Below are 13504 nucleotides of genomic sequence, written 5' to 3' on the forward strand. Positions count from 1 at the left end.
GAGGGTCAGGCGTCCGGCGCGAGGTGTTTGCGCGCGACCCAGGCATCAGGCACGACGATCCACTCGTCGAACCCTGCCTGGTACGGCACGCTCTGCCCGGCCAGCCTCGGTGCTTTCGCCGGGTCGGACTGGGCAACGAGCAGCCACAGCGGGCTGCCACCTTGCCGCGCTTCTTCCGCGAGCCTTACGAGCAGGTCCAGCGCGTCGTACCGGGCGAGCACCGCAGTGTCGGTAAGGAGCAGCGGTCCCTGCCCCTGCCGCAGTCGCTCTCGCAGCTGCGGCTCGATGCGCCCCCACGCCTTGTCTGTACGGATGCGCAGCTGCTGATGAGCCCGGCTTCCGGGTTTGGCAGCGTCGGCCTTGAGGACGGTCTCCCAGGTCGGTCTGGCCGCCTCGCCGATCACACTGCGCAGTTCGTTCACGAAGAGCCCGGTCAATGACACCGGCCGCACACCGTACGGCTCATCCGCCAGGTGCCGCACCGCGTTCTCAGCGCCCCGGTGGGGCACGGTCAGGACCCGGAAGCCGTCCTGTCGCGCCGAGTGCGTGAGCCGCTGTTCGGCCTTGACCGCGGCGGCGACGGCCGCGTCCGCGTCGTACTGGGTGGGGGCGGATCGACGGGCCGCCGAGGCTCCCCAGCTCGCCGAGGTCAGGCCGGCGGTGGCGTCCCCGGCCGGACGGTCCGGGATGAGGCGGAGCACCTTGTCGTAGCGCGTCGCCAGCTTCAGCTCGAAGCCGGCCTGCTTCAGGTAGCGGACCAGTGCGCTGCCCGTGGGCAACTCACGTGGCACCAGCGGGTCTGTGCCCAGGTCGGGGAAGCGGGTCGTGACTCGCTTGTGCAGGGCGTCAACCGTGAGGCCCGGCAGTCGCTCCTCCTCGACGCCGGGTTGCACGGCTACCACACCGGCCTGGGTGATCCTCAGCGCGCGCACCAGGTCCAGGTCGCGCGGGTAGATCTCCAGTCGGGGGGTGAGGGCAGCTCGGGTGGAGGCTGCCACCGCGATCTCGGCGGTACGCCGCTCATCCCAGCCCAGGTTTCCCGGCGGCCGTCGCACCGCGTCCAGCTCGGTGAGGACGGTGCTGGCCGTCGGCAGAGATTCCAGGTCCGCGAGTCGGTCGGCCCGCGCTCCCAGGTTGAGCGCGTATTCCTGCAGAGCGGGCAGCGTCGGGGTGTCCGGGCCGTCCACGCCCTCCCGGACGTCAAGTGCGAGGAGGCCGAGCACCGGATCGGCGCCCTTGGGCATTCGGGCGTGGAAGTAGCGGAAGAGCGGCGGGGCCTCGTTGTTGTAGCTCTCTCGCTCGACCATCGCACGCAGCAGCGACAGGGCGAGCGCGCGCCGGTCGCGCCGTTCCACGTGTTGGGTGCCGCGCCGGGCGATCAGCGCGTCGGCGAGCTCGATCACCGGGGCCACCCGACCGCGCTCGGCAAGGAGTTCCACCACGTCCTCGCGCAGCAGCCCGAGCGCGGTGTCGTGGTGCCAACGCTCGCGCGCCTTCTTCACGATCTGCGGGATGCGGCCCGCGGTCAGGCCCACCGCGTCGGCGACGTCCCGCTGCCGAACCCATGCCAGGCCCTCGGGCAGCTTGCCGGTCTCGTTGGGCAGCCGCAGTAGCAGCCGGACCGCTTCGCGTTCCTTGGCGTTGGAGCGGGCGCTGCCGCTGGATGGCTTCGGGACCAGGCGAGCGGCCAGCGCGTCCAGGCTCAGCGCGCCCAGCAGCTGCGGGTCAGTGACATTTCCGCCGCTGACGGCGACCGATTCGGCGACCGCCTGTTCCAGCTCGGTGATTTCCTGGCCGGCTGCTTTGCGGGCTTCCGCGCTGAGTGGTGCGGGGGCCGCTTTGCCGAGTCGGAGGTTCCACTCCTTCTGCCGGCGCTGGATCTCCTCCCGGGTGCGCGAGCCCATGCCCGGCGCAGTGAGGAACTTCCTCGCCGAGTAGTCCAGTACGTCCCCGACGGTGTTCAGTCCCATGGCGAACAGCTGGGACTGCGCGGAGAGCGTCAGACCTGCCACGGACAGAGGCGTCGTGCGGTCGGCCCTGGCCGCCTGCTGGTCACGAACCTGCTCGGCGGAGGCGTCGTCGTCCTCGCGTCCGATCTGGGGCCCGGCTTCCTGCGTGGTCCCTGCGCTTTCCGCCGTACCGTGCCCGGAGCTCGGTGCTGTTGTCCGCTGCGCATCCAGGAAGAGTGCCTGCCAGGCACGCTCCATCGGCTTCAGGTCCGAGAACCGGTCCTTCACGTCCCGCGCCAGAGCCTTGCGGAAGAAGGCGACCAGACCGTCGCGAACCGCCGGTTCGAAGGCGTCGGCGGCGAGCTGCGGGTACGGCCACTCCCTCGGATCGGTCTGCCGGGCTGTGACGGCACCGTCACCCCATCGGGGCAGCTCGTTCGACGCCATCTCGTGCAATGTCGCCGCGAGCGCGTACCGCTCGGCATGACCGTCGTACGAGCCGCGCGTGATGATGCCCAAGAACGGGTCGAGGTAGCCCTCGGTGCCCGCATCGATCTCCTTCGCCGGGTATCCGGCGAGCGAGAAGTCGATCAGCACCAACTGTCGAGTGCCGTTGGGACGGATCCGGATTGCAATGTTGTCCGGCTTCAGGTCCCGATGCCAGATTCCTTCCGCCTCCAAGTGCTCCACCGCACCGAACAGGTACTTCCCGTACGCCTCCAGCTGGTCCATGCCCAGGCGACCGTTGTCCCGCAGCTGACGGGCGACGGTGTCCTCACGCCGCCTCGGTCCCTTCCCGTCACCACGGTCCTGGTCCTTCAACTCTCGGCTGTCGCCGACGTATTCGAGAGCGAGCACCCGACGACCCGCGAGAGTCATCGGCTCCCGCTCGTACAGCGCGATGATGCTGGAATCCCGGTGGATACGGCCCAAGATCTGGGCCTCCCGATCCAGGGCCGCGTGCTTGGCCTCGCTCAGCGCGACCTTCAGCACAGCCACCGGCAGGGTGCCGCTACGCCGTGGCTCGCCCGCGAGATCCCTCACCAGGAACGCCCGAGAGGTCGAGCCCGTGCCGAGCCGACGAACAACCTCCCAGCGCCCGGCCAGTACATCCCCGGCCACGGCCTCCAGCGGGTCCTTCTCCGGCTCGCCCCGGTCCTCGTCCGTTTCCGATCCCGACCCGCCGTCCCCGCCCGTGCCTGCGGCTGCGGCTGCGGCTGCGGCTGCGGCTGCGGCTGCGGCTGCGGCCGGGCCGACGGAGTCCTTTTCGGTGAATGCCTGCTCGACGTACTCCAGCATCTCCAGGAAGTCGTCGACCGTGGACAGGCGCCGGCCCGGTTCGTACGCGGTGGATGCCTCCACCAGGTCGTCGATGTCCGGGTTAAGTCCGTCGACCAAGGCACTCGGGCGCAGGCTCTCACCGGCTTCCAGGCGGGCCATGACCTCGCTCTGGCTTGCGCCTGGTGCCTGCCCGGTGACCAGTAGATACGTGAGGACACCGAGCCCGTACACATCGAGGCGCACCGGATCGGCCTTCGGAATCCTCAACTCCGGCGCCAGATACGGATCAGCCTGCTCCGAGACGTGGAACCCGGACACGTTTGTAGGAGCCAGGGTCAGGGGCCGGCCACGGCTGGCGCTCTGGCCTGTAGCGATCTGCCAGTCCGCGATCTGCGGCCAAGGGCTCAGCCAGCGCTGCTCCTCGCTGAGCTCCCGCCCGCGCGGGCCGCGATCACGCGGAATGATGTGCACCGCGTGCGCCGACAGCGTGCGGTGATGGACACGGCGTGAGTGCGCGGAGCGCACCGTCTCCGCGAGCTGCCGTACGAGGGCGAGGCGGCCCCGCAGGTCCAGCTGCTTCCCGTGCTGCACCAGAAAGTCATCCAGCCGCAGAGTCTCCGGGTGGTAGTCGAACAGGATTGTCGGCCCAGCCGGATGCCCCGACGGCAGGTAACTCTTCAGCTGTACCGCACCCGGGTGCCGGAACCGGCTGAGCACCAGCGCCTCGCGGGCAGCGGCCTGCTCCACCGAACGCCGCTCGGCGTCCGAAGCACCGCGCTCGCTGAGGAAGACGCGCACTCGCGCCAGATCATGCAGCTGGGAGTGACGACCCAGGTAGTCGGCCCAGGTGGGCCCGGAGTCGAACGCCTTCGCGTCCAGGAGATAGGAGCCCACCTCATGCTGGCGGCGGATCGGTGCGATGCCGAGCTTCTTCAGGGCCCCGCCGACGCGGCGAGACGTCTCTGCCGTTATCCGGCGCCGGGCGTCACCCGGCGGTTCGGCCAGCATTTCCACGAGCTGCTTGACCGTGAATACGCCGTTCAGATCGGCGGCCGGCAGGTTCACGCGGAGCTTGTCATCGGTGAAGCAGACCGCCTCGCCCACCCAGATCTTCGGCCGGTCCCCGGGCCGACCAGAGACGTCGTTGATCAGGCCGGCCAGTTCCTTGGCCTTCCGATTCGCCAGGTGCAGGGGGTTGCCGTGTCGCCGCTGGGTCCCGCCGGGCGTGGTCTGCACCCAGTCGTTGCCGCCGCCGTGTACCGAACCGTGCCAGTCCTTCAGCTCGAGGAGGAACACCCCGGCCGGTGCGGTCACCAGAAGATCGATCTCGCGGACATGACCGCTGTTCGCGGTGAACGTGAAGTTCGACCAGGCGCGCCACGGCTCCTCGTCCGGCATACGCCTGCGGATCGCTTCCAGGCCGCGGCGCTCATGCTCGTGCTCGGACTCGGTGACCGTCGTCCACCGACCTTCCAGCATGCGACTCCCCGCCTGTATCTGCTGCGCACGTTTATGCCTGCCGTGACCCTGCCGCCGCGATCAGGAACACGGGGCTGCCCCCGCAGAAGGAATCTTAGAGGGCGGGACTGACACCGGGAGGAGGATCGAACCTGGCTTTCGGCCGACGCCGCATCTGACCAGCGGAAACCGAGTGATCGCGCTCGGAAGGGCAGACTCTGCCAGGAAGCTCGGCTGGGGCTGTCGGAAGGGGGCGGAAGCCCACGCCGGCTCTCCGCTTCACACCCTGAACCTACGTGTCTTCACCCCTCTCCAGGAGCTGCAGCCGGTTGGCCTGGAGTCGGCAGACGACATCTTCGGGAGCGAGGGCCCATCGCGCAGCGAGGTGGGCGATGACGGCCGACAGGTCTGAGGGGCGGGCTGGCCGCCCTCGGTGTCTGGCAAACGGGCCGTCGGTCTCCAACATGACGCGGTCAACGGGGAGCGCGTCGATCACCTGGCGGGCCTTGGCCGAGTGGCACATGGCGGGATTTACGGAAAACCACAGTCCGGCTGCCAGGGCGTCGTCCACCAGGTTTGCGGGGCCTGTGTACCAGTGCAGGATCGCAGCGGTGGCGCCGCTTTGCGCGAGGCGGGTGATGGTGTCCACTTCGGCACCGCGGCTGTGGACCGTCATGGGCACCGACAGGGCGCGGGGATCTGCCAGGATGGCCTCGAGGATCCTCAGTTGGGCGCGGCGCGTGGTGCGTCCGGCGGGTGAGTAGTCCAGGCCGATCTCGCCAATCCAAGTAGCCTCGGGCAGCATGCGCAGGAAGCGGGCCAGGTCGGCTGGCGTGAAGCTGTGGGCTCGGAGCGGGTGCATGCCCAGCGCGGTGTGAACACCCGGCCGTCGGCCGAGCCGGGTCCGCATCACCCGGTACTCTCCGGGGTCCTCGGTGACGGCCACGATGTCGACCGAGGCGTCGGCGGCTTCGCGCAGGACTTCGGCGGGGTCTTTGTAGCCCGTCAAGTGGCAGTGGGTGTCTAGCATTCGGTTCACGAAGTGTGCTCCAGTAGCTGTGCGAGCTGCCCATGAGCACCTGCTGTGATCCAGGTTCGGACCTCGGTACTGCCCCGGCGCCAGACTTCGATGTACGCGCGGCGCTCGTCGCGGGGCAAGGGCCCGTTGCGCAGGATGTCGGTGGTGGGACGGCCGGGACGGGTGCCGGCCAGCACGGCACGCAAATCGGAGCTGCGTCCCGACTCAGGATCGAGCAGTTCGGGGTCGGTGAGCGCGTCCCAGGCGTACTGCTCAGCCCGGTCCCATCCGGCTTGCGCCATCGATGCCCGGCGGATCAAACACGGAAAGCAGTAGCCGCAATTGCCTTGCGCCCGCTTGGCGTAGCGGGCCACCTCGGGGTGGGAGCAGGAGATGCTCCTGGGCGCGAGTTCGCTCAGGAGAGCCCGGTTGCGGTTACCGGTGAGCATCTCGCCCTTCGTCCTCAGCCGGTAGGGATTGACGAGAGGGTTGGGCACACCAATCGCCTGCTTGGCCTGCTCGAGGAGTGCTAGGTAGTGCGGATGGGTGGTACGGGTACTGAAGCTGCCGGACCGTGCACGGGTCAGGGGCACGTTGACGCCGATGTAACCGTTCTCAGGCAGATAGACCGGGACGTGCGGGCCAATAGAGGAGGCGACCGCGAGGGCGGTGCACAGGAACATCAGGGACCGTGACCGTGTGGTGGTCTCGCGGCCAGGGGGCAAAGGTCTGGCCTGGACCGGTTGGGCGGGTCCGGGCCGCAGGAACAGGCGCAGAGAGATCACGCGCTGCCCGTAATGGGCCTGCAGCCGGCGGAATAGCCGGGTCTGGGCCGCAGAGGTCTGCCCGCCTTCGTAGTGCGAGAGCAGGCACAGGCGCCTCTCAGGAGCTTCCTCCAAAAGGTCGATCACGCCGCACAGGGAGTCAAGGCCACCCGAGAACAGACACACACCGTCTGCGGTGATCTGGCCCTGACCGTCCGAGTCCGGTGCCAACGGCGGAGCGTGTTGGGTGCGCGGGTGCAGGGTCCATCGGTCGCCGGTTAGGAAGCGCAACATGTCCTGTCCGGTTTCGGTTGGCCAGCTGGCAGCGTTATGTACTGGAAACCCGAGGGCGAGGTCCCGTGTCCACGCGTCGTCGGTTCGACTACGCTCGCTCACTCGGTCCGCGACATAGGCACCGAACGCCATGACCATCAGGTCTGCCGCCTGCCGGGTGGGCACGAAGGACCGGAAGAACCCTCGACCGGCCTGCACCGTGGAACCCGGCAGGCCGGGCATGAAGTCGAGTAGGAGTCCACTCGGCGGGCCCGGGTCCTCAAACTGCTCGGTACGCACCGTGAACTGTGTCATGCCAGTCCTTCCAATGCTTGGTAGGCCAGCTCCAGCGCACCCTCGACGACTGCGCGCCCATCCGGCCCCGACCAGTCCATACTCAACGCGTTCTCAGGCAGTCTGATGGCCACACAGTCCTCGATGACCTGGCGCATCTGCCGGTCCGCGCGGCGAGCCGCCTCGGGGTCGGCGATCGTGCCCAATCGTTCTGCCACCACTGGCACCCTGTTGTAGATGTAGTGCGTCAAGAACAGTTCGAGGAGTCGTACCACGTCGTTCCGCGTGGTTGCCTCGTTCTCCAGCTCGTCCCAGGAATCGGCGTCTCCGAACAGCTCGTCCAGCACATCGCATACCGCGTCCCGAGCCGCTTGGCCGTCCAGGTCGCCCCCAGCCCCGGCCAGTTGTGTCACCAGTTCGTCCACGACCTCGAACCGGTCACGTCCGATCAGATCACCCAGGGACGCTTGCCGCAGCGCCTCACCCAGGCCCCCCGAGGCTACCCCTGCCAGCAGACCGCCCAGCCGCTGTGCCGTGGTGCGGCCGGCCATGGCGCCGGCCGAGGCGGCAGCCGCCCCACCCAAGACCGGCACATGACGAGCGAGGACCACTGCGGCTCGGCTTCGTGGCACGGACCCGCTGCTGAGGTCACGTGTGTAGGCAGTTGCGGCGTGTTTCAGCGGCGTCCAAGCCCCGCCGGAGCCACTCGTACGGTCCGTGGAAGTTCCCACTCAGTGCCGTCCTCGCTGACGAGCCGCCCTGACGAAACCCCCAGACGGGTTGGCCTCCCACCCGTCCAAAAGGGCACTGACGGTGGGGTCGGCTTCCGGAAGCCGACGGACCAGAGTGGTGATCTTCGGCCGGAGGATCTCGAACGGGATGACTCTGAGTCGTTCACACACAACCGGTGCAATGGCGGGGATGCGCTCGCACAATTCCGCCACCCCGTCCGTGGCCGCACCGGCGGGATCGTGCATGACCGCCTGCAGAAGGTGGTCCACGAGCGTCGGAAGGTCCGCCGAAGCGACGCTCTCCGCCGCCTGCCTCACCGCTGCGCGACGCCGCGAAGCCACGTCAGACTGAAGGCGCCCGAGCAATTCCTGGATGTGGGCCGACAGGAGGGCCGTGTTGGCGCCGAGCGTCAGTTTGGCCCGTGCGAAAGTGAAGTACGGACCGAGATCCTTCCCACCTAGTGCGGGCTCCATCCTGAGCCAAGCGTCGATGTGAAGCTGCTCGGCCCAGGTACGCACCTCCTCATCCAAACCGCCTGCGGGGGCCATCTCCCGGCTCGACGGGCGCCGGGCCGCGCCTCGCCCACCATCACGGGCCCCGGAAGCAGAAGGCGCCTCGGGCGCCTCGTTCGGGGCGGGATCGGCCTCGTCCACCCCTGTACCTCGGGAGCGCTGTTCGGCTGCGGCAAGCCAGTCCCCTCTGCCACTCACCGGCCCGGCGGACTGCCAGTCGAAGAGCCTCTGGAAATCGCTCAGGTACTGCGTCTCCAACACCATGAGCTTGGCGAGGACCGCTGCATCCAACGTCGTACCGCGCCGCTCGGCGCCGGCCAGACGCAACTTCAAGGTGTTCAGGAACCGCTTGATCTGGCGGGGGTTACCCCTCAAACCACTTCCGAGGACCGGCGCGACGGCTGCGGCCCACATCATGTCCTGATACAGCTCGGGCGGCATCTCGGGCCCCAAACTGTCCGCTGCCATGCCGACGTTCAAGGCCACTCCGAGCGCGCTGCCGCGCCGACGCTGGTCAACCGCCGCCTTCACTGCTGTGAACTGATCCTGCGACAGATGCAGTTCGGACAGGAGCAGGTGCATATAGGTTTCGGCCTCCGGCGCGGAGAGCGCCGGAATGTTGATCTCCACCTGAAGCATCTTCTCCAGGTACTCCGCCCCAAGTCCGGATGTCCCGGAACGCCTCAGCCCTGGGTAGCGCTGGTCGATGGCGGCCTGGACGACCTCGGCGTGGGCAGCGATGACGAACGCACTCTTGTCGACGTTCAGGAAGAGTCGGATAGCTTCGAAAGTGTCCACGACGGTATGCGGCAGGCACCGGTCCAAGTCGTCGATCATCACAATCACGGCCCGGACCTCGTGCAGGGACTCCATCAGTTCAGCGAACTGCTGCCGGAACGCGCCCGCCGCTACGGGCTGGGGTTCCTCGTCCGAACTATCCCCGGCGGAGTCCTGGGACGATTCCATCGAGCCGACCATGCCCTGAGCGAACATGGACGCTGTATCCGCTAGGGCAGGCTCCACAGCGCCGGCGGCTATTGCGGCACCGGCGGGGAGAGCCGTGCCGACCAGCATCCGGACCGGCCGGCGCAAGCTCGTGGCCATGCGTCTGAGGCGTCCCACCCGCTCGGCCTGCGGGCCATCGGCCTCGACCTCCTGCTGAAGTCGCGCCAGGACCGCCTCCGTCAGAGCGGCCTTGATGTCCTCGTACCCTTCGTATTGCCACGGGCTGAAGGAGACGACGACAAAGTGTCCGGTCTCATCGTCCGGAAGGCCCGCGAGCTCAGCTGCAACGATCTTCAGCAGGCTGCTCTTGCCGGATCCCCAACCACCAGTGACCCCCATCGTCAGCGGTAGCAGCCGTGGCTGGGTGAGTGCGACGACCATTTCGTCCACGAGGAAATCGAAACCGAGCAGGTCCAGATCCGTCTCGCTGTCCGACCACATGACGCCTCCCACCCACGTACCGCATGGGCCCCGACCGCGCGTTTGCGTGATCATAAGGGCGACTGGCCGAAATGGGACCCGGTTCGGTGATATACGTCGTCACCCTGGTCGCTCGGGACCTCGCGCCGTGGCGATTCGGTTCGAAGTTCATCTCTCGGCACCGGTGTCAGGGCGCAGCACCGCAGAATCGGCGCTTCAGCTGCCTCGCAGACGAAGATGGGACCCCACCAGCTCGTCGCCGGTGTAGCCACGCGGCTCGCCCCACCGCTCCGGCAGCCTTCTCCGTGTACGGCCAACTGTGCGACCCCGGGCTGACCACACGGACCGGCACCGGCACAGAGAGGAAAGATCGCTCGCCTGACTCAGGAGTCTCCTGGGACTCCTCTGGAACTTCCGGCACCCTCAACGGGCACGAGCGTGAAACAACCGAAAGATCATCCATGCTGGCCAGAGCAGCACGATCGCGGCCGCACATCTCGGCAGGTCATTGGGCTCGCCCGTCCATTCCCAGGATGGCACCCGCGCGCTGCTGCTGTTCTCCAACACTGTCCTCGGTCTCCGCAGAACGTGCCCTGACCTGCCTCCAGAACCCCCTGACACCCCATCAGAACGAGCGTCAAATGAGCGTCACGAGCGTCATTTCAGCGTCAAGATATCGCCCGTAACGCCCACATCGCACATAATGCGCACGGGCAAAACCGCAGGTCAGGAGCCCTTCGCGGCCGGTTCGAGGATGGCGACGCACTCCACATGATGCGTCATCGGAAACGCATCGAGCCAAGAACTCCCCCTTCCCAGCCCTCTATGACTGAGCAACCCGTCAAACTGGTCACGTGAGTGCTGAAGTCCCCCGTCCTTCCGTTCATCACCCTGTACCGACCGATGCGACCATCAAGGAGCTGTACGCAACGGCTTTGGCGTGTGGCATTCCGGACTGCCGTGAGCCGCTGTACCGGGACAGTACGTCCACCGGCAAGCGTGTACTCAACAGCCGGGTGGCTCACATCCATGCACGGAGCGAAGGCGGACCTCGGTGGGCACCAGCCATGAGCAGGGAAGCCAACCGAGCCTTCGACAACTTGATCCTTCTGTGCGAGCGGCACGCCTCCGAGATCGACATCACGCCCGAGCACTATCCGGCAGAGGTTCTGCGCGAGTGGAAGCAAGTTCAGGTAGAGGCGCACTCCAAGGCGCGGCATCTGGCTCTCACCGATGCCGAGGCGGCAGAGGTCGCCGAAGCTTCCTTCACCTCCGACGACCTCATAGAGCGGCTCACCGCCGTGCTGCCGTTCTCGGCCCGCTCACGGTCGCGCGCGGAAGCTTTGGTGCTGGCGTCCAAGGGCTGCCTGGCTCGCAGCAAGGTCCGCCTGCGAAGCACTCCGGCCGACCGCGTCGAGGCTGCGCTCGCCTGGAAGGCACGGCAAGCCACCCCGGAAGTCGAAGTGCCTCAGGGGGCGTTGCGGGTGCTCGTCGCGCCCATGGGGGCCGGCAAGAGCGAGAAGGCCGAGCAGTGGTGGAGCGAAGGTCTGACGGCAGCGTGGAGAGATGCCGACGTCGAAATTCCGGTATGGCTGGAAGCACGGGACATCCCGGCGACACTGACCTCCGCGCTTCAGAACGCCATGGGCGGCGACCCGCTGCGTGAGTGCCGGGTCGTCGTGGACAACCTCGACGCAGTCAGCCCCCAGCAGGCCGACCGGCTCCTTGACGAGGCCCGCCGCCTGGTACTGACCTGGCCGCTGGTGAGCGTGCTCGCGACGACCCGCCCAGGAGCGGGCACGGTGGACGAGGGCGAACGCATTGACGTGGAACCCTGGTCGCCTGAAAGAGGACTGGATCTCTTGCGAGCGGTGACCGACGAATACCACTTTCGGACCCTGGAGGTGTACGAGGTACAGCAGTTGCTCACCAGTCCCCTGCAAGTCCACGCCCTGGCCACGTGGCTGCGCGCGGGCCGGGACGGCCGCGTTTCCACGCATGAGCTGCTGTCAGGGCTGGCAGCGTCCATCCTGCAGCGTGAACGCCCGCGGGCTTCACCACAGGTGTGGGAGAGCCTGCCCCGCCTGGCCGCATGCGTCCTGGACGCTGATGGAGCAGTCGCTGCCGATTCGTTCGCCCGCCGCCATGTCATCTGGGAACTGGAGGAGACTGGTCTCGTCGTCCACGACAGGGGACTCCTGAGATTCGCACTCCCCCTGTTCGAGCAGCACTTCGCCGCGCAGGCGCTCCAGGACGGTCACACATCGATCGAATCCGCCGCCGGACCGGATCAGTTTCCTCGCTGGCGCTACGCGCTCGCATTCGCCGTCGAGGGCGCGACGTACGAGGTCGTCGAGGAACTGATACTTCGCATGGCCCGCACGAACCCTGCAGCCGCGTCATGGGTACTGGAAGAGGCGGAAGACCAAACGACGCGGCGCGCGCACCTGCAGTCGCCAGCGCGTCGGCCCGCCGTCAGGACCAACCTGACTAGCGGAGACGACCAGGAACCGGCAGTAGTCCTCGGGCTCCGACTCCGGGAGGCGATGCTCGCCTGGCTCCACGGCCTCGGCACATTGGGGCCGCACCTCGCACCACACCATCACGGACAGCTCGCCCCCTGGGGCGTGCGGCTGGCGACGGAGGAAGCACTGATCATCGGGCACGCCCGTGACGGCGTACTGGATGAAGACGTGTTCCTACGAGGCGACCTCGAATTCGGCACTGGGCAGTGGCGTCGGCACTTTCACGACATCAGCCTCTTCGACAGGCCCCGTCAGGATCTCGCGCGGTGGAAATGGACCCGCGACCGGCTCCGCGACCCCCTGACCCGCCGCCTACGCCAACGCACGCTGCCCGTCCCACCCGCTTCGCCCCTCGCGACCGAGCGTGTCTGGTTCCTCGCACGACTGATCATGGAGAACCGACACGGCAGCAGACCCGCCCGGCAGATCCCATTGGACGACCTGCGCGCTGAAGTGGACCGTCTCGTAGCCCACGCGGCGAACACCGTCCGGTCGACGTGGCAGCGTGGTGGAAGTCAGCCCTTTGACTCGGATGATGTCCGCTGGCTCGAATCACAACTGCAGCACGTCCATGGTGACCTTCTGGAGGCCCCCCGCCCCGCACCTGACCTGACCGACGGCAATCCGCGCTACTTCTGGCAGACCTACTCGCCCCAGCTGACCCGGTCCATCACGGCCGACGTGCTGCGGGACGCCCTCATTGGGTACCGCGAACTGGTCGAGACCAACTTTCCGCGGTTCGGAGCGGCACTCGGCCTATACGGCATCTTCCCTGTCCGGGGCAAAGGTATCGTCATCATGCCGCGGCCGGACGACACCCAATCATGGTCCGCCACCGTCGTATTCGCCGTGCACCGCGACGCCTCTTCCGGCGATCGCGATACCCCGGCAGTCGACATGGGACTCGCCGAAGATCCGGACGTTCCGAACGACATCTGGCAGCAGGTCCGTGCCGTCCACTCATCTGTTTTCCGCCTCCCGGCCGTGCACCAGCATCAGCTCTCGACCGGCCTTGAGCGCCAGGCCACGAACCTCGCATACAGCTGGCTGGTCCGCGACTTGAAGGCAGTTGGCTGGCTGGACGAGACGATCAACTTCTACGATTGAACGGTCACTCGGCGTAGCCCCTGCGGCTGGCACGACGGACCGAATACCACGCGTCGCCCCACCCTCAAGGCGGGCCTCCGCTGGGGAGAATCTGGGGAGTTTAGACGGCGCTGGGGAGCGCGTGGGGAGAATCGGCTGCGCAACACGGCAAGATCCTGAAAGGCCG

Annotated in this window: 6 protein-coding genes; 1 reads left to right on the top strand and 5 read right to left on the bottom strand. The window is 67.5% G+C overall.

Going from position 1 to position 13504, the window contains the following annotated elements; all coding sequences use genetic code 11:
• Nucleotides 1-5 precede the first annotated feature (5 nt).
• The 5 genes from pglW to ACIBK0_RS17190 form a co-directional block, all read right to left on the bottom strand.
• Nucleotides 6-4709, bottom strand: a complete 4704-nt coding sequence (gene pglW / locus ACIBK0_RS17170) for a BREX system serine/threonine kinase PglW (protein WP_399080353.1) — start codon at nt 4707-4709, stop codon at nt 6-8.
• A gap of 271 nt (nt 4710-4980) precedes the next feature.
• Complete coding sequence (locus ACIBK0_RS17175) at nt 4981-5718, bottom strand: TatD family hydrolase (RefSeq protein ID WP_399080442.1); 738 nt, start codon at nt 5716-5718, stop codon at nt 4981-4983.
• Between the two features lie 5 nt (nt 5719-5723).
• On the bottom strand, nt 5724-7058 hold the full coding sequence (gene qatC / locus ACIBK0_RS17180; protein WP_356047317.1) for a Qat anti-phage system QueC-like protein QatC: 1335 nt from the start codon (nt 7056-7058) through the stop codon (nt 5724-5726).
• On the bottom strand, nt 7055-7588 hold the full coding sequence (locus tag ACIBK0_RS17185; RefSeq protein ID WP_399080356.1) for a hypothetical protein: 534 nt from the start codon (nt 7586-7588) through the stop codon (nt 7055-7057). Before ACIBK0_RS17185 ends, qatC begins: the two co-directional genes overlap by 4 nt.
• 180 nt (nt 7589-7768) lie before the next feature.
• Nucleotides 7769-9727 carry a P-loop NTPase fold protein gene (locus ACIBK0_RS17190; RefSeq protein ID WP_399080358.1) on the bottom strand — a complete coding sequence of 653 codons (1959 nt, stop codon included), beginning with the start codon at nt 9725-9727 and terminating at the stop codon, nt 7769-7771.
• 1046 nt (nt 9728-10773) lie between these two features.
• On the opposite strand from ACIBK0_RS17190, the gene ACIBK0_RS17195 reads away from it, so the two are divergent.
• Nucleotides 10774-13338: a hypothetical protein gene (locus ACIBK0_RS17195; protein WP_399080360.1), complete on the top strand. Its 2565-nt coding sequence runs from the start codon at nt 10774-10776 to the stop codon at nt 13336-13338.
• Nucleotides 13339-13504 lie beyond the last annotated feature (166 nt).

Origin of the sequence: Streptomyces sp. NPDC050564, from assembly GCF_044457265.1 — a bacterium.
Taxonomy (GTDB): Bacteria; Actinomycetota; Actinomycetes; order Streptomycetales; family Streptomycetaceae; genus Streptomyces.